Below are 18,138 nucleotides of genomic sequence, written 5' to 3' on the forward strand. Positions count from 1 at the left end.
ATCATCAAATAATGGCTAAAAAAATAAAACCGGAGCTGTCAATTAACCGGATTATCAACATGAGTATGGGGTTCCTGGGAATCCAGATGGCTTTCGGGCTGCAAAATGGAAATGCAAGCCGTATCCTTGCCAATTTGGGAGCCGATGTTCATGAGTTGTCATGGTTTTGGCTGGTAGCACCCATTACCGGACTGATTGTTCAACCCATTATAGGACATATGGGAGACAATACCTGGAGTCCCTTAGGAAGAAGGAAACCCTATTTCCTGATTGGAGCCGTTTTGTGTGCCATAGGATTGGTATTACTTCCTAATGCAGCTTCCGTAACTCAGATGTTTGCTGCCAATGCACTGCTGTTAGCTGTTATTTTTCTTGCCATGATGGATGCTTCTGTTAATATTGCCATGGAACCCTTCCGGGCGCTGGTGGGAGATATGCTTCCGAAACATCAGGGAACATTAGGGTTTTCCATACAGACGATTTTAATTGGTATTGGAGCGGTACTAGGCTCATACCTGCCGGATTGGTTAACCAAACTAGGCGTTTCTAACGTTGCTCCAGAAGGCTTTGTGGCAGATAATGTGATTTATTCTTTTTATGTGGGGGCAGCATTGCTTTTGGCAGCTATCCTATATACCATTATAAGTACCCGGGAATACTCTCCTAAGGAGTTTGCCGAATTCGAAGAAGATGATAAAGAAAAAGAGCATTCCAGGTTTTCAGATATTTTTAAAGATTTCGCCACCATTCCAACCCAGATGAAAAAGCTGGGTATTGTTCAGTTTTTCTCCTGGTTTGCACTGTTTACCATGTGGGTATTTACTACAAGTGCGCTGGCTACTCATCACTTTGGTCTCTCCCCGGAGGATACCCATTCCAAAGAATTTAATAATGCAGGAGATTTAACCGGCAAACTATTCGGAATGTATAACCTCTGGGCAGTTCCATTTGCCTTCTTATTAACTCCTATCGCCAAATGGATTGGTAAAAAACAGACTCATGCATTGGCATTACTTTGTGGGGGCCTTGGACTGATTTCTATGTATTTTATTAAAGATGTAAACAATCTCTGGATCTCAATGATCGGACTGGGATTTGCCTGGGCAAGTATCCTGGCAATGCCTTATGCAATGCTGATAGAAGTGATTCCACAAAAGAAAATGGGAGTTTATATGGGAATATTCAATTTCTTTATTGTAATCCCACAGATCATCAATGGCTTGTTTGGAGGACCTATCGTAAGCAATATCTTTGGAAATCAGGCAATGGATTATGTAGTAGTAGGGGGTGTTTGTATGCTGATTGGAGCAGTGGTTACCATGATTTTTATTCAGTCAGACAACGAAACACCAAAAGAAATTGAAAAAGAAATTCAGCAGGTGCATTTTTAGTTAGGAGTTAGGAGTTAGGAGTTAGGTGGGGTGTTGTAGGAAGAACTGAAAGTACAAACAATAGAATTAATATCAATAGGAGTGGGCTTTAGCCCACTTTCTCTTTAAGGATTCATCATTTGGCTTTAGCCAAAACTTACTATTCAGAATCTATTAATCTCCCACAGATAGCACAGATGTTTGCACTTATTCATATAATCTGCTTAATCTTGGAAAAAAAGCATATTCGGGCTTGAAATTTTATCGCAGATAAAACCCTTGCGTCTTAAAAAATATCGAATGTAGAAAAATAGCGTCTTTGCGTAATCCAACCTATCCTATATTTTCACTTCCTCAGCATTTTTACGCCATAAACTTCCTTTCTTAACCTACATCAACTTTTAAAATACCCGTATCCCGTACATTTGTACCATAAATAATCACAGAAATGAAAACAGTATATCATAAAGCAGATTCAAGAGGCCATGCCGATCATGGTTGGTTAAATTCATACCATACATTCAGTTTTGCAAACTATCAAAACAGAGAAAGAACAAACTTTGGTGTTTTGAGAGTATTGAATGATGATACCGTTTCTCAGGGAATGGGATTCGGAACACACCCGCACAGAGATATGGAAATTATATCCATTCCTTTAGAGGGAGATCTGGAACATAAAGATTCAATGGGAACTACAGCAGTGATCAAAAAAGGAGAGATTCAGGTGATGAGTGCCGGAACCGGTGTAATGCACAGCGAATACAATAAAAATAAAGATGAAGCGGTAAAATTTCTACAGATCTGGATTTTTCCTAAAGAAGTGAACGTTGAACCTAGATATGATCAGAAAAGCATTAAAGAAGGAGAAAAGATCAACGGGTTCCAACAGATTTTATCACCCAATAAAAACGATGACGGAGTTTGGATCCATCAGGATGCATGGTTTAATCTGGCTAACTTTAAAAAAGGAAACGGTAAAAACTATATGCTCAACAAAAAAGGAAACGGAGTCTATGCTTTTGTTTTAAAAGGAAGCGCTAAAGTGGGGGACCGTATCCTCAATGAAAGAGATGGTTTGGGAATCTGGGATACCCAAAGCTTTACTATTGAAGCAGTGGAAGACACGGAAGTATTATTAATGGAAGTGCCAATGGAATTGCCGGCCTATCTTAAATAAAAAACTAAATTCGTATCCTTAAAAAATAAAAATAATATGAAATTACCATCAACGAAAATTCTTGCAGATAGTGATTTCATATAACAGAAAAATAAATACTACATATGAAAATTTTAGCAATAGCGGGAAGTAATTCTGAGGCTTCAATGAACAAGCAGTTAGTGGCCTATGCATCAACATTATTTGAAAATGCAGAAGTAGAAGTAGTGGATCTTAATCCTTTCGAAATGCCTATCTATAAGCATGAGAGAGAATTAGCAGGAGGAGTTCCTAAGGAAGCTCATGATTTTGCAGCCAAAATTGATGGTGCAAACGTATTGTTGGTTTCTTTGGGAGAACATAACGGAACCTATTCCACGGCATTTAAAAATGTGTTTGATTGGGTATCGAGAATTAAAGACAGAACCGTATGGAATGAAGTACCTATGTTATTGATGTCTACATCCCCTGGAGGTAGAGGAGGAGCCGGAGTTTTGGAAGCAGCATCAAAGCGTTTCCCTTTTCACGGTGGAAATGTAGTGGAAACATTCTCACTTCCTTTCTTTAATGATAATTTTGATAAAGCGGGTCAGAAAATTTCTAACGAAGAGAAAGACAGCGAATTAAAAGAAAAAATTAAGAAGATTGCAGCCATTGAATCAATCCTTGAAAAATAGAATTTGAATATTCATTTAAAATTACTATTTTTGCAAAAAGAAAAGAGATGAAAATTCAGACCTCCTATAAACAATGTTTTTCTGATAAAGGGAAAACTGTGGGCTCTGAAATTCTGAGATAAAATAACGGCCGATAATCTGAAAAGATTGTCGGCTTTTTTGTTTTCTAAATTGAATATAAAAAGTAATTATTAAAATAAAATGTACCAATATACTCATGTACCAATTGACCAATTCTCCGGTTTCCAAAGTGAAGCTATTGTTACATTGCTAAACTGATATATTGTTACATTATTAAATTATTAAACATGAGCAACACTTACAAATCAGCAGGAGTAGACAAAGAAGAAGGATACAAAACAGTTGACAAGATCAAAAAAGCGGTCGGTGAAACCCATAATTCCAATGTACTGAATCAGTTGGGAAGCTTTGGTGCTTTCTATGAAATCGGAGGATATAAAAATCCTGTCCTTGTTTCAGGAACAGATGGAGTAGGAACAAAGCTGAAAGTAGCTTTGGATACCAAAAAATATGGCTCCATTGGTATCGACTGTTTTGCAATGTGTGCTAATGATATCCTTTGTCACGGGGCAAAACCTCTATTCTTCCTGGATTATTTAGCTTGTGGAAAGCTGGATTCAGAAATCGCAGCAGAAATCGTGCTGGGAATGGTAGAAGCTTGTAAGGACAACAACTGTGCATTAATTGGTGGGGAAACCGCTGAAATGCCGGGAATGTACCAGCCGGGAGATTATGATGTTGCCGGATTCTGTGTAGGAATTGTAGAAAAAGACCAGATTATTGACGGTTCTAAAATTAAAGCAGGTAACAAAATTATTGCATTACCAAGCTCAGGATTTCACTCAAATGGATTCTCTTTAGTAAGAAAAGTATTCCCGAACTTTGAAGAAGAGTTTGAAGGAAAACCTTTATATGAAACGCTTTTAGTTCCTACAAGATTATATTATAAAGATATTCACAAAGTATTGGAAGAAGTAAAAGTAAGCGGTATTGCTCACATTACCGGCGGTGGTCTTTATGAAAATGTTCCAAGAGTCATTCCTGCAGGCTTATGTGCTTCCATTGACGCTTCCAAAGTGAAAATTCCAAGTGTTATGCTTGAACTGGAGAAAAGAGGAGGAGTGACACGTGAAGAAATGTACGGAACATTCAATATGGGTGTAGGTATGGTGATTGTAGTAGATGCTGAACATGCTGAAAAAGTATTACACCTTCTGGATGATGCTTACGAAATTGGTGAGATCACTGAAGGAGCAGAAAAAATTAATTTATCACTATAATATAGCAATATAACAATGTACCAGTGTATCAATTAAAAACATTGTTACATTGCTAAACTGATACATTGTTACATTATTAACATGAAAAATATCGTTGTCCTTGTATCCGGTTCCGGTACCAATCTGCAGAGAATCATAGATACTATTGAAGCTGGAGAAATCCAGAATGCAAAAGTAGCATTGGTAGTAGCTGACAGAGAATGCTACGGACTGGAAAGAGCAAAAAATCATAATATAGAAACCATACTGATTCCAAGAGGAAAGAATTTCAGCAGTGAATTGGCTAATGTAATCCCACAAAATACAGATCTTATTGTATTGGCAGGATTCTTATCCATTTTAAAATCTGAATTCTGTGAAAACTGGAATGGTAAAATAATCAATATTCATCCCGCATTACTTCCCAAATTTGGAGGAAAAGGAATGTGGGGAATGAACGTTCATCATGCAGTTATTGAAGCTAAAGAAGTAGAGAGTGGTGCTACGGTACATTTTGTAACGCCGGGAATTGACGAAGGAGAAGCTATTCTTCAGAAGTCTTTTGAAGTAACACCGGAAGATACTCCTGAAACCCTGGCTCAGAAAGTTCACCAGATTGAATATGAAATATTTCCGATAGCGATCAATAAGGTCCTGGGAAATTGATAATGTAACAATCTATCAATGTACCGGTTTACCAATCATTTAATTGTTACATTGTTAAACTGATACATTGCTAAATTAGCAAAAATCTAAGTAAAATAAAAGTAAGTTCGGAGGTGAAAGACCCGGACACAGTTTGAAATAGCTGTAAAAAGTAAAAAATCAAAAGTAAAATGAGTAAAAAGAGAGTTTTAATCAGTGTTTCTGACAAAAGTGGATTAATTGAATTCGCACAGTTTTTGGAAGCTCAGAATTATGAGTTGATCTCTACAGGAGGAACGTTCAAACATTTGAAAGACGCTGGTTTAAATCCCATTCAGATTGATGAGGTTACCAATTTCCCTGAAATGTTGGACGGAAGGGTGAAAACATTACACCCTAAAGTTCACGGAGGATTGCTGGCTGTTCGTACCAACGAAGAGCACATGAAAACCGTTCAGGAACACGGAATTGGTCTGATAGACATGGTTATCGTAAACCTTTATCCTTTCTTTGAAAATGTAAATAAAGACATTTCTTTACATGAAAAGGTAGAATTCATCGATATCGGAGGCCCTTCAATGCTTCGTTCGGCAGCAAAAAACTTTGACTCTGTTACTGTAATTACTGATGTGGAAGACTATACAACAGTAAAACTGGAAATGGAACAAAACGGAGATACTTACATTGAAACCCGTAAAAAGCTTGCAGGAAAAGTATTCAACCTTACCTCTGCTTACGATGCAGCTATTTCAAGAATGCTTTTAGATGAGGAATATCCTGCATACTTAAATGCATCTTATAAAAAAGTTTCTGACCTGAGATACGGTGAAAACCCTCATCAGACAGCAGCATACTATGTTTCAACTTTCGAAAACGGTGCCATGAAAGACTTTGAACAGCTTGGAGGTAAAGAGCTTTCCTTCAACAACCTACGTGATATGGACCTTTGCTGGAAAGTTGTTACGGAGTTCAAAGAAGAAATGGCTTGTTGCGCCGTGAAACATTCTACACCTTGTGGAGTGGCGATTGGAACTTCAGCTTTGGAAACTTACCAAAAAACTTTCGAATGTGATCCTGTTTCTATCTTTGGCGGAATTGTTGCAATGAACTATAAAATTGATGCTGCAACAGCTGAAGAACTGAACAAAACATTCCTTGAGATTGTAATGGCTCCGGATTTTGACGAAGAAGCGCTGGAAGTTTTAAGAAAAAAGAAAAACTTAAGAATCATCAAAATCGTAAATCCTGTTTCTGATAAACAGACCTGGGTGAAAGTAGACGGTGGTATCTTGGTTCAGGATAACGATACCTATTTCTCTGATGATATCAAAGTAGTAACTGAAGTACAGCCTACTGAAGTACAGAAAAAAGCATTGCTTTTCTCACAGAGAGTAGTAAAATACGTGAAGTCAAATGCAATTGTTGTTTCCAACGGAATTCAGGCTTTCGGAATCGGAGGAGGACAGGTCAACAGAATCTGGGCAACGCAACAGGCTATTGAAAGAGCAAAAGAAAAATTCTCAGGAGACCTTGTATTAGCTTCTGATGCATTTTTCCCTTTCCGTGACGTAGTGGATTTCTGCGCTCAGGAAGGTATCAAAGCTATCATTCAGCCAGGAGGAAGTGTAAAAGATCAGGACAGTGTAGAAGCTGCCAATGAGCACGGTATTCCAATGATGTTTACTGGTGTAAGACACTTTTTCCACTAATTAAAATAGAATTAAAAAATAATTAGGGATTGTATTTATAGCATTCAAAATTATATATTTGTAAATTAGACTAGATAATAAAAAAAGTATGAGAATATTAATCATAGGTGAAGGTGGTAGAGAATCAGCTCTGGCAGCAAAACTTCAGAATGACCCTAGAATTTCTAAAATGTTTTTTGCCAACGGGAATGCTACTACCGATGTAATTGGGAAAAATGTTCATTTATCGGAAATCAAAGAACTTAGAGATTTCGCTATTAAAGAAAAAGTTGACTTAACGATTGTAGGTCCTGAGGCTCCATTGGTAGCCGGTTTAAAGGATGAATTTAAGCAGCACGATCTTAAAGTTTTTGGTCCTACTCAAAAAGTGGCAAGTTTGGAAGGAAGTAAAGCTTTCTCTAAGAAGTTTATGCAGACCTATGATATCAAAACGGCAAAAGCTGTAGTATTTGATTCATATAACGAAGCTAAAGAATATGTACAGACACAGGAATATCCTTTAGTAATCAAAGCAAGCGGTTTAGCAGGCGGAAAAGGAGTGGTAATCTGTGATACACTTGAAGAAGCAGAAGCTACCATCCATGATTTCATGATCAGAAGAATCTATGGTGATGCCGGTATCCGTTTAGTTATTGAAGAATATTTACAAGGTTTTGAAGCTTCAATTATTGCATTCTCTAACGGAGAAAAATTATTCCCTTGTATTGCAGCAAAAGACTATAAGAAGGCTGGAAAAGGAGATACAGGACCTAATACAGGAGGTATGGGTTCAGTAGCACCAAGCCCTGAATTTACCCAGGAGCATTATGCAGATTTCGAACAGAATATTTTAGAACCTACCGTTAAAGGTCTTAAAGCAGAAGGTTTCAGCTTTAAAGGAATCATTTTCTTCGGATTAATGATCACTAAAAAAGGAACTTACCTTCTTGAATACAACATGAGATTCGGAGATCCTGAAACTCAGGTATTGATGGCTCTTATGGAAAATAATCTTCTGGATGTAATCCAGGATTGTATGGACGGAAAAGATATTGAGCTTAAGTTTAAAGACGAAAAAGCAATATGTCTTGTTATGTGTTCGGGAGGCTATCCAAGAAATATCGAAACAGGTTTCGAGATTACAGGAGAAGATAAAGTAACCCACAGTAAATTATTATATGCCGGTGCTATGAGAAAAGGAGACAAAGTAGTTTCCAATGGCGGTAGAGTTCTGAACATCGTAGCGACAGGAGCTACTTTTGAAGATGCCCGCAAGAAAGTTTACGAAGACGCAAGCCACGTACATTTCGATTATGGCTTCTACAGAGAAGACATCGGAAAGTTCTAATAAAAATCACAAAAAAAGATTTGGAAACATTCCAAGTCTTTTTTTGTAAAACAGTTAATATTTAGAAATAAGAGTTCAGATGCCAGATTCCAGACTTCAGACCAAAAATCTGAGACCTGATGTCTGAAATCTGATATCTTTCAAACAAATCAATCATCAAAAATGAACAACGGTATTATTATTTTAGATTTCGGATCCCAGTACAATCAGCTTATCGGAAGAAGAATCCGTGAGATGGGAGTATACTCTGAAATCTTACCTTACAATACACCTTTACAAGATATTTTAGCAAAACAGCCAAAAGGAATTATCCTTTCCGGGGGACCAAGCTCTGTAAATGCAGAAAATGCGCACCTGGTGGAGAAAGCATTATATGAGCAGGGAATTCCTGTATTGGGAATTTGCTACGGAATGCAGATGACAGCACACCTTTTAGGAGGTAAAGTAAATAAAGGAGAAAAAGGAGAGTACGGTAAAGCAAACCTGGAGATCGTTAAAGAAAGCTCTCTATTAAAAGGGGTTACTCAAAACTCTGTGGTTTGGATGAGCCACTTTGATGAAGTGGGAGAGCTTCCTGCAGGTTTTGAATTAAATGCAAAATCAGGAGTAATTGCTTCGATCTCTAATGAAGAGACTAAAATCTACTGTGTTCAGTTTCACCCGGAAGTTTCTCATACCGAAGAAGGAGGGAAAATGCTGGAAAACTTTGTTTTTGCAATTTGTAATGCAGAGAAAAACTGGAAGCTGACTAACTATATCGAAAAAACAGTTGAAGAAATCCGTGAGAAAGTAGGAGACCACAAAGTGATCCTTGGCCTTTCAGGAGGTGTAGACTCTTCTGTAGCTGCAGTTTTGATTCATAAAGCAATTGGTGACCAGTTGACTTGTATCTTCGTAGATACAGGATTATTGAGAAAGGACGAAGGAAGAAAAGTAATGGATCAGTATGGAGAACATTTCCATATGAACATTAAAATGGTGGATGCTCAGGAAAGATTTCTTTCAAAATTAGCGGGAGTAGATGATCCGGAAGCAAAGAGAAAACTTATCGGAAACGAGTTTATTCACGTTTTTGACGAAGAATCTCACAAAATTGAAGGTGCTAAATTCCTTGCCCAGGGTACTATTTATCCTGACGTTATCGAAAGCCAGTCTGTAAACGGACCATCTGCAGTAATTAAGTCTCACCATAACGTGGGAGGACTTCCTGAAGATATGGAATTCGAATTATTAGAGCCTCTAAGAGAGCTTTTCAAGGATGAAGTAAGAAAGGTAGGTGAAGAATTGGGTATTCCTCATCACCTGGTATACAGACACCCTTTCCCTGGACCTGGGTTAGGAATCAGAATATTGGGAGCCGTAGATGCTGAAAAAGTAAGAATACTTCAGGAAGCTGACGATATTTTCATTGAAGAATTATACAAAAATGACCTTTATGAGAAAGTATCTCAGGCATTCGTAGTCCTTCTACCGGTAAAATCTGTAGGAGTAATGGGAGACGAAAGAACTTACGAATATACAGCAGTAGTTCGTTCTGCTAATACCATTGACTTCATGACTGCAACATGGAGCAGACTGCCTTATGAGTTCTTAGATACTGTTTCAAGCAGAATCATCAACGAAGTAAGAGGAATCAACAGAGTAGCTTATGATATCTCAAGCAAACCACCTGCAACTATTGAGTGGGAATAGTTTTGACTTGAATTTATAATATAAATCCCGCCTTTTTGGTGGGATTTTATTTTTAGTTTGAGGAAAGCATGGGATCAAAAGAGTGATAATACTGGTTTTCTTTCCAGGGAAATTTTGTAATTATTTCATCATTATTAAGGAATTCTCTTAACGAATAATCATCATCCCGGAAATAAACTTCTTCGATAGAATCATCCTGTTTATATTTAAATTCAATATTAGGTATTGTTTCATTCTGGAATTCATAATCAAATACAGAAGGATCACCATAGAAGTTTTTAAATTTTTCAGTTTTAAATCCTGTTATTAGATCTATTGCACAGCCGGCTAATTTTCTATTTTTATTATCAAATACTAAAATACCCTTGCCCAACAGACTGCGATTACGATAAAATATGTACTCCCATTGTGTATCTCCCTGATTGTTCTTTTCTTTATTATAATAGAATGTCCAGGGCTTGCCAAATGATCCAATATCTATATGATTAGTAATGATTTCTGATGATTCTTCCTCAGGAGAAAGATAAACTTCACCTCCTAATTGTTCAATTTGCTGTGTTCTGTAGTTTTTTAAAAACCGTTCTATTTTTTTAAGCTCCTTAGTGGTAGAATCATAAGTTAAGCAGTTAAATTCCGAAAGCTTGTGAAGCTGTTCTTTTGGTATTTCAATATTATTTTCATCAGTGTATTTTATGCAAGTACCCACTTCTATTATATTTTCTTAATTATTTTTCCCTAAATTTAGGTAAAATTACATCAAATGCAAATAGAAACAAGACCCCTGAGCGTTCAGGATTATGATGAACTGGTTGTAACAATGAAGCGTGCCTATCCCCAGATGTCGGAATCAATCTGGTCTAAAAAAAGCATTGAAAAACTTACAAGGATATTTCCCAAAGGTCAAATCTGTATTACTGTAGATGGAAAACTGGCTGCAGTAGCACTTTCCATTATTGTGAACTATGATGAATTCGGAGATGACCACACCTATGTGGATATTACAGGGAACTATACATTTAATACCCATTTGTCAACAGGAAATGTACTGTATGGAATTGAAGTTTTTGTGGATCCGGAGTTTCGTGAGCTGCGCCTGGGAAGAAGACTTTATGACGCCAGAAAAGAATTATGCGAGCTTCTTAATCTGAAATCAATTATTCTGGGGGGCAGAATTCCGAACTATCATAAATACAGCCATGAGCTTTCTCCAAGGGAATACATACGAAGGGTGAGAGACAAGGAAATTTATGATCCCGTATTATCTTTTCAGCTTTCCAATAACTTTCTTCCTATAAGAATTCTGAAAAAATACCTTCCCGAAGACGAGTCGTCATTGGAAAATGCTGTTCTTCTGCAATGGAATAATATCTATTACAGTAAAAAACCGAATACAATGCAGGATAGCATCATCCGGTTAGGGCTGGTACAATGGCAGATGAGGCATTTTAAGAATATTGATGCCTTTTATGAGCAGGTGGAGTTTTTTGTCAATGTAATGGGAGATTACAAATCAGACTTCGTATTATTCCCCGAACTTTTCAATACGCCTTTGCTGGCACCTTTCAATAAACTTTCAGAAAGAGACAGCATGATAGAACTGGCCAAATTAAGTGAGAATATCAAGAATAAAATTTCCGAGCTGGCTATCAGCTATAATGTAAATATTATTTCCGGAAGTATGCCTGTTTTTGACCCTGATAATAATGATCTCTATAATGTAAGCTATCTGTTACACCGTGACGGCCGTATCGATGAATACAGAAAAATCCATATTACCCCGAATGAAAGGAAATATTATGGAATGAAAGGGGGAAATGAAATTAGAGTTTTTGATACCGACTGTGGCAAAATAGGCCTTGTGATCTGCTATGATGTAGAATTTCCGGAATTACCGAGGATTTTAGCAGATCAGGGCATGAAGATATTATTTGTCCCTTATCTTACAGATACCCAGAATGCTTATATCAGAGTACGCCATTGTGCTGCTGCAAGAGCTATTGAAAATGAATGCTATGTAGCCATTGCGGGATGTGTAGGAAATCTTCCGGGAGTTAATAATATGGACATCCAGTTTGGACAGGCTGCAGTATTTACTCCTTCAGATTTTGCTTTTCCTTCAAATGCAGTGAAAGGAGAAGCTACCCCAAACACGGAAATGACCTTAATAGTGGATGTAGACCTAAATTTACTGAAAGATCTTCATCATAACGGCTCAGTACAGGTGATGAATGACAGAAGAAAAGATCTTTATGATACTTACCTGAAATAACGATAAATAAGTATGATACATAAAACCACCTCAATAGCAGAGGTGGTTTAAAACGAGTCTATAAATAAATTGGAGAAGTATAAATAGGGCGCAATTATACCTTTTTATCATGCTTTACAGCATCTATAAGTAGTTGCTCGTTGTCTTTATATGTTTTTAACTGTGATGGGCTCAGGATCGTTTCAAAATCTTTATCCACACTTTTAAATCCATCAGTGATAATGCGGCGCGCTTCCTGATCATTTGTTTTTTTATTGCTGTTATTCCTTTTATCCAGATCATTCTGCATGCCTTCTGCTGCTTTAAGATTGATCGTATAAGCTTTTGGAATCTGCTCATCAGTAAGATCCAGTAAAGAGATCATAACTAAAGTTCTATAACCGGCCAGCTCTTTGATTCTGTTGGCTTCAAACTTTGTCATTTGTTCAGGAGTTAGAATGGTCCTCAATGATTTGTCACGCTGTACCATAATTCCTATTAACTCACTGGAAATAGCTTTGTTATTCAGGATGTTAGAATTGTCTCCAACTTTCTCATCAAGGGCATCCAGAGATTCAGCAGCCACCTTATTAAAATATAAGGCTTTGTTGGTTTGGCTTTCAGTAAGATTTAAATAATCCATTTTAGAAGTCATTGCTGCAGCAATTGAATTTGCCGAGCCCATTTGTGCTTTTACCTGTGGAGCTACCATTACAAAAAAGATGGTAAGCAGACCCGCTGAAATGATTTTTCGCAACATAATTTGGTTTTTTACTATTTATTTTGTTCTGCTACAAATGTATGCTGCGGAAGAAAACCTTTTATTATCCGAAAACCTTTTTTTATTGTTCCAAATTCTCCATTTGTTGATATATATAGCTTGATGAATAAAAAACAATAAATCCGGAGAATTTTCTCCGGATTTATTAACTATTATCCTTTTCAGGACTTGAATTTACTCTTATTTTTATTTCGGACATACTACAGCCGGGCAGATTAATCCCGGACATTGAGGTCTTCCATCAGTAGGACAGCACTGGTATGAACAGTTACCGATGATGATACCATTCCCTGCAATACCTTTTAATTGTTCTCTTGATAGTTTGTTGTTACGTAAATTTTTCATTTTGTAATACTTTTATTGGTTTGTTTTATTATTTTGTACGCTGTAAATATAGAAAAATATATTATGTTTTATCACTAGTGTTAGAATTTTATTATTATGATTGATTTAAATGTAGTAAAATCTTGATTATATGTTTGAAATTTTTAATATATGCTTCAGAATGATTATATTTATTTTTTAATAAAAACTGAAAAATTATGCAAAAAGGAACTGTAAAATGGTATAACACAGAGAAAGGATATGGCTTTATTACCCTGGAAGGAAGTGAAAATACTATTTTTTGTCATCATTCAGCGATTGTCGGCTCTTTAAAATCTTTGTCAGAAGGGCAGGTTGTAGAATTTAATATTGTACAGGGCCCAAAAGGATCTCAGGCAGAAAATGTCAGGGTAGTAGATAATAACTAAAATAGAATGAAAAGATAAATAAATCTAAAAATTGAGTACAAAAAAACTGTCAGTGTTCTGGCAGTTTTTTTATTAAACACTTTTTTTTAAAATAAGGTTGGGAACAGTTTTTGGAGTAAATTGCACTTATTATTAATATATTATGTTTGACAAGCAGCAACGAAAACTGAAAAGGTCTGCCAGGCTCATTTCCGTGTTGAGTAAATACGGTTTTAAAGATATGCTGGCAAGAATGAACGGAGGAAATAAGCAGGAAGAAGTTTCAGCCAATTCAGATGAAATTATTTCAAAAGGAACAGTTTATGAAAGAATCAGATTGGTGCTGGAAGAGCTGGGCCCTACTTTTGTAAAGCTTGGGCAAACATTTAGCAGCCGGGAGGACCTTTTGCCACCGGAGCTTATTCAGGAATTACAGAAACTACAGGACAAGGTAGAAACAGTAGAAATGGATGTGGAAGATATGCTGGAAAATGAGTTTAATATTTCTGTAAAAGACCATTTTCTGGAGATTCAGAAAAAACCTCTGGCTACAGCTTCTATTGCCCAGGTCTATAAAGCGGTCTTGCAGGATGGAAGCTCGGTGATCTTAAAGCTCAGAAAGCCTGATGTACAATCTGTAATTGAAGACGACCTGCTGTTGATAAAGGATTTGGAGAAACTATTATCAGCCTATTCCGAAATAGGAGAGAAACTCAACCTGAAGCAAGCTATTTCTACTTTTGAAAAATCATTATTGGAGGAGGTTTCCCTGATTAACGAAAAAAATAATATCCAACAGTTCCGTCTTAATTTTAAAAATAATAAAGAAACCTACGTTCCCAGAATATACGAAGAATTTTCCAATAACAATATTCTTTGTATGGAATTTATTGATGGAATAAAGGTGACAGATAAATCAGCTCTTTTAGCCAATCATATTGATCCTGTAAAAGTATCTGAAGCAGGATTGAGGCTTTTTGTTTCTCAGATTTTAGATTACGGCTTTTTTCATGCAGACCCGCATGCCGGAAATATTTTAGTGAAAAAGGACGGAAAAATTGTCTTTATTGATTTTGGGGCAGTGGGTAAAATTCAGCCTAATGATAAGGAGATTCTTGAAAATCTGATCGTCAGTTTTGTTGCCAAAAATCCACATAAAATCGTTCGCTATCTCAAAAAAATGGCAATAAGCTATGAGATTCCTGATGAAAGAAGGTTTGAAAATGATGTTGAAGATATTCTGAACTTTGTGCACAGCTCATCACTGCAGGAAATTAATATTCAGGTTATCATCAATAAAATGAAGGATATCCTGAAAGATAACAGGCTTTATATGCCTGATTATTTTTATCTCCTGTTTAAAGGAATCAGCCTGATAGAAGGAGTGGGCAGAAATATTAATCCCGAATTGGATATCGTTAAAAGCCTTCATCCCTACACCAAAAAAATATTCACCAAAAAGATCAATCCCAAGAATATTTTAAAAACAGGATTGGATAAAATGATGAATTTCACGGATAATGTAGATGAAATTCCCCGAGAACTCCGTTCTGTACTTCAAAAACTGGATGAAAATAAATTTACGGTCTCCAGTGAAATCAAAAATATTGAAAAAACGAATCAGCTGATAAAATCCAGTGTGACCAATCTGATTCTGGCGATGATATTGGGTGCAAATATTATTGCTACAGCCATTGTTTTTGCTTCCGAATCGGGACCGCGGATAGGAGAACTCTCTTTGGTTGCTGTGCTGGGATTTGTTTTCTCAGTCATTTTAATTTTAGTTATTTTGCTTAGAATAACAAGGAAATAGGAGAGGAGGAGTAAGGGTTGAAGTTAAGAGTTAAGAGTTAAGAGTTAAGAGGTGGGTTGAAAGTTTTTGGCTTTATCACATATGATCAATAAATTTACACTTCAAAACCAGAAACCATACATCCAATAAAAAAACAAAAATAATCATGAAAACTAGTATTGTATCTGCTTTTATCTTCTGGAGTTCACTGTTTATGGCTCAGGTAACTTCTGAAAAAGGAGTGTTGGGAGATTTTGACGGTAACGGAACAAAAGAAAATGCCTACACTAAAGTTAATGACTGTAATGATGACTGTGATGGAAAGTGTGAAACAACTATTTATTTCAGTGATAAAAAGATAAAGCCATTCATCATTTCTCCGGCCTATGACGGTACTTTATATAACCTGGGAGACCTTAATGGTGATGGAAAAGATGAGATGGGCTTTTATCCCGGATGGTGTACAAGCTGCTGGCACCCTCTGTATGTGTATACATTAGGTAAAACCGGATGGAAGCCTTTGGTTCCTCCTATCTCTACACATTGTAATCAATGGGAGGAAGAAAAATTTCCTATTAAAAAAGACCCGAAAAAGAAAGGATATGTTATCATTACCTCAAGCAAATGGGAAAATGATGATATTAAAGTGAGCAGTAAAAGCTTTAAAATAAATTAAAAATTCTCAGGTTTTTACACAGTTCTGAAATCTGAAATCTCATATCTTATATATCTTTATTCCATTTTCTAAAAACACGATCATTGGCATCAAAAGCTGCTGATTACCGGTTAGTCTCAAGTCTCAAAGTCTCAAGTTTCCATATCCCTCTTCCTCACAGCCCCTTCTGCCTGTCTCCTAAAACCTGATTTTACATTATACATTTTAATACCTATCTTTGCAAAATGGAAAAACTCACTTTTGCAGATTTTGACCTACCGGTTAAAATTCTTGATGTTTTAGCGGATATGGAATTATTTGAACCTACTCCAATCCAGGAGAAGAGTATAAAGCCTATTCTTTCCGGAAGAGATGTAATGGGAATTGCCCAAACCGGAACCGGTAAAACATTAGCCTATCTTCTGCCAGTTCTTAAAGCTTGGAAATACAATAAAGCAGGAAATCCAACTGTTTTGGTACTTGTTCCTACAAGAGAATTAGTAGTTCAGGTAGCTGAAATTCTTGAAAAACTGACTGTAAATACTACTGCAAGAGTAATTGGAATATATGGAGGAAAAAATATCAATACCCAAAAACTGCTGTTCAATAACGGTTGTGATATTCTGGTAGGTACTCCGGGAAGGGTAATGGACCTTGCCATAGATAATGCCATTTCCCTGAAAGAAGTTCAGAGACTGATCATTGATGAATTTGATGAGATGCTTAATTTAGGTTTCAGACCACAGCTTACCCATATTTTTGAAATGATGAGAGAGAAGAGACAGAATATTCTTTTCTCTGCAACCATGACAGAAGCCGTAGATGTAATGCTGGACGAGTATTTTGCTAATCCGGTAGAAATTTCATTGGCAAAATCCGGAACTCCTCTTGAAAAAATAGAACAGACAGCTTATAAAGTTGAAAACTTCAATACCAAGATCAATTTACTTGAGCATTTATTGAAGACTAAAACGGATATGTCTAAAGTTCTGATTTTTAATAATAATAAAAGGCATGCCGACCTTCTTTTTACTAAAATTGATGAGCTGTTTCCTGGGCAGTTTGACGTGATCCATTCGAATAAATCTCAGAACTATAGGCTTAAGGCAATGAAAAGCTTTGAGAATGAAGAGATCAGAGGGCTGATTACTACTGATGTAATGGCCAGAGGTCTTGATATCTCCAATATTACTCATGTGATCAATTTTGAAACACCTGATATTCCGGAACAGTATATCCACAGAATCGGTAGAACCGGTAGAGCAGATAAAGACGGTAAAGCAATCACTTTTGTAACGAAGAAAGAAGAGCCTTTAGTTCTTGATATCGAGCTATTGATGGATAAAGAATTGATATTTCATGACTTCCCTGAAGGAGTGAAAATTAATCCTGCCAAAATTGCTTCTGAAAAAGATGAAGTGGTAATGAAAAACCCTGTACAGGTAAAACTGAATGAAGGAGGAGGAGCATTTCACGAGAAAAAGGATAAGAATAAAAAGGAAAACTGGGGTGGACCTTCAAAAAGAAAAGAGCCAAAGAAATTTGGAGCCAACAGAGCCCAGCAAAAGGCAATATCAAAATCTAAGAGAAAGAAATAAAAATAAAGGTCTGGAAATCCAGACCTTTTTCTATTTGTTGAAAACGATTACAGATTTGTCATCAATTCCATCATCATTGTAATCATCAGTATTTGTTAAAATCTGCATTTCATTATCCGTAAGAGAGTTTAGAACATAAGATTCCTGAGTATTATTAGCATCTAATGTTAATGTTTTGGTCTTGCTGTCATAGGAGTATGTAAAATTGCTGCTATTTTTTAATGTACAAGTAGTTCCATTAAGGTCATACTGGCTAAAAGTAGCTGTATTATCTGCTGCAAATACAAAATTGGACTGGCTTTTACAAGCAGAATAAGGGGTAGAATCAAAAATAGAATTGTCCTTCCCGGAAATATACATCTCTTTTGTCATTTTCCAGGTTCCTAATACGGTAGGCTCACTGTTGTCATCGTTATCACATGAAGATAACAGTAGAAAGGCAGAAACTGCCAGAAATAATAATTTTCTCATTGGTGT

At 36.5% G+C, this 18,138-nt stretch carries 17 protein-coding genes; 13 read left to right on the forward strand and 4 right to left on the reverse strand.

Annotation, left to right across the window (positions count from 1 at the left end):
• Window positions 1–11 precede the first annotated feature (11 nt).
• From LQV47_RS05380 to guaA, 8 genes are all read left to right on the forward strand, one after another.
• Window positions 12–1,391, forward strand: a complete 1,380-nt coding sequence (locus LQV47_RS05380; protein ID WP_230034636.1) for an MFS transporter — start codon at window positions 12–14, stop codon at window positions 1,389–1,391.
• Window positions 1,392–1,818: 427 nt separating this feature from the next.
• A complete protein-coding gene (locus tag LQV47_RS05385) occupies window positions 1,819–2,547 on the forward strand; it encodes a pirin family protein (protein ID WP_230034638.1) in 729 nt (242 codons plus the stop codon).
• Between the two features lie 104 nt (window positions 2,548–2,651).
• Window positions 2,652–3,203, forward strand: a complete 552-nt coding sequence (locus LQV47_RS05390) for an NAD(P)H-dependent oxidoreductase (RefSeq protein ID WP_230034640.1) — start codon at window positions 2,652–2,654, stop codon at window positions 3,201–3,203.
• A 308-nt stretch (window positions 3,204–3,511) separates the two neighbouring features.
• Window positions 3,512–4,504: a phosphoribosylformylglycinamidine cyclo-ligase gene (gene purM, locus LQV47_RS05395; RefSeq protein ID WP_230034642.1), complete on the forward strand. Its 993-nt coding sequence runs from the start codon at window positions 3,512–3,514 to the stop codon at window positions 4,502–4,504.
• A gap of 81 nt (window positions 4,505–4,585) precedes the next feature.
• Window positions 4,586–5,149, forward strand: coding sequence for a phosphoribosylglycinamide formyltransferase (gene purN, locus LQV47_RS05400; protein WP_230034644.1), 564 nt, complete (start codon window positions 4,586–4,588; stop codon window positions 5,147–5,149).
• Between the two features lie 170 nt (window positions 5,150–5,319).
• Window positions 5,320–6,837: a bifunctional phosphoribosylaminoimidazolecarboxamide formyltransferase/IMP cyclohydrolase gene (gene purH / locus LQV47_RS05405; protein ID WP_230034646.1), complete on the forward strand. Its 1,518-nt coding sequence runs from the start codon at window positions 5,320–5,322 to the stop codon at window positions 6,835–6,837.
• Between the two features lie 88 nt (window positions 6,838–6,925).
• On the forward strand, window positions 6,926–8,164 hold the full coding sequence (gene purD / locus LQV47_RS05410) for a phosphoribosylamine--glycine ligase (RefSeq protein WP_047485326.1): 1,239 nt from the start codon (window positions 6,926–6,928) through the stop codon (window positions 8,162–8,164).
• A 162-nt stretch (window positions 8,165–8,326) separates the two neighbouring features.
• Window positions 8,327–9,856 carry a glutamine-hydrolyzing GMP synthase gene (gene guaA / locus LQV47_RS05415; RefSeq protein ID WP_230034648.1) on the forward strand — a complete coding sequence of 510 codons (1,530 nt, stop codon included), beginning with the start codon at window positions 8,327–8,329 and terminating at the stop codon, window positions 9,854–9,856.
• Between the two features lie 52 nt (window positions 9,857–9,908).
• Here the strand turns inward: guaA and LQV47_RS05420 are convergent, their stop codons facing one another.
• A complete protein-coding gene (locus LQV47_RS05420) occupies window positions 9,909–10,562 on the reverse strand; it encodes a hypothetical protein (protein ID WP_230034650.1) in 654 nt (217 codons plus the stop codon).
• Between the two features lie 54 nt (window positions 10,563–10,616).
• Between LQV47_RS05420 and LQV47_RS05425 the strand changes: the two genes are divergently transcribed.
• Window positions 10,617–12,125 (forward strand): carbon-nitrogen hydrolase family protein, encoded by a 1,509-nt coding sequence (locus tag LQV47_RS05425; protein ID WP_230034652.1) that lies wholly within the window; start codon window positions 10,617–10,619, stop codon window positions 12,123–12,125.
• A gap of 94 nt (window positions 12,126–12,219) precedes the next feature.
• Here the strand turns inward: LQV47_RS05425 and LQV47_RS05430 are convergent, their stop codons facing one another.
• Together LQV47_RS05430 and LQV47_RS05435 are read right to left on the reverse strand one after the other, a co-directional pair.
• Complete coding sequence (locus tag LQV47_RS05430) at window positions 12,220–12,864, reverse strand: hypothetical protein (RefSeq protein ID WP_230034654.1); 645 nt, start codon at window positions 12,862–12,864, stop codon at window positions 12,220–12,222.
• A gap of 207 nt (window positions 12,865–13,071) precedes the next feature.
• Complete coding sequence (locus tag LQV47_RS05435) at window positions 13,072–13,230, reverse strand: hypothetical protein (protein ID WP_230034656.1); 159 nt, start codon at window positions 13,228–13,230, stop codon at window positions 13,072–13,074.
• A gap of 197 nt (window positions 13,231–13,427) precedes the next feature.
• Between LQV47_RS05435 and LQV47_RS05440 the strand changes: the two genes are divergently transcribed.
• The 4 genes from LQV47_RS05440 (at window position 13,428) to LQV47_RS05455 (ending at window position 17,661) form a co-directional block, all read left to right on the forward strand.
• The gene (locus LQV47_RS05440) at window positions 13,428–13,637 is read left to right on the forward strand and encodes a cold-shock protein (protein ID WP_230034658.1); all 210 of its coding nucleotides are present in this window, start codon (window positions 13,428–13,430) and stop codon (window positions 13,635–13,637) included.
• A gap of 142 nt (window positions 13,638–13,779) precedes the next feature.
• Window positions 13,780–15,429, forward strand: a complete 1,650-nt coding sequence (locus LQV47_RS05445; RefSeq protein ID WP_230034660.1) for an AarF/UbiB family protein — start codon at window positions 13,780–13,782, stop codon at window positions 15,427–15,429.
• A gap of 145 nt (window positions 15,430–15,574) precedes the next feature.
• On the forward strand, window positions 15,575–16,084 hold the full coding sequence (locus LQV47_RS05450; RefSeq protein WP_230034662.1) for a hypothetical protein: 510 nt from the start codon (window positions 15,575–15,577) through the stop codon (window positions 16,082–16,084).
• 224 nt (window positions 16,085–16,308) lie between these two features.
• Window positions 16,309–17,661 (forward strand): DEAD/DEAH box helicase, encoded by a 1,353-nt coding sequence (locus LQV47_RS05455; protein WP_230034664.1) that lies wholly within the window; start codon window positions 16,309–16,311, stop codon window positions 17,659–17,661.
• A gap of 30 nt (window positions 17,662–17,691) precedes the next feature.
• On the opposite strand, the gene LQV47_RS05460 is transcribed toward LQV47_RS05455, so the two are convergent.
• Complete coding sequence (locus tag LQV47_RS05460; protein WP_230034666.1) at window positions 17,692–18,132, reverse strand: lipocalin family protein; 441 nt, start codon at window positions 18,130–18,132, stop codon at window positions 17,692–17,694.
• Between the last annotated feature and the right edge of the window lie 6 nt (window positions 18,133–18,138).

This window comes from Chryseobacterium sp. Bi04 (assembly GCF_918698085.1).
In the GTDB taxonomy this organism is placed as follows: Bacteria; Bacteroidota; Bacteroidia; order Flavobacteriales; family Weeksellaceae; genus Chryseobacterium.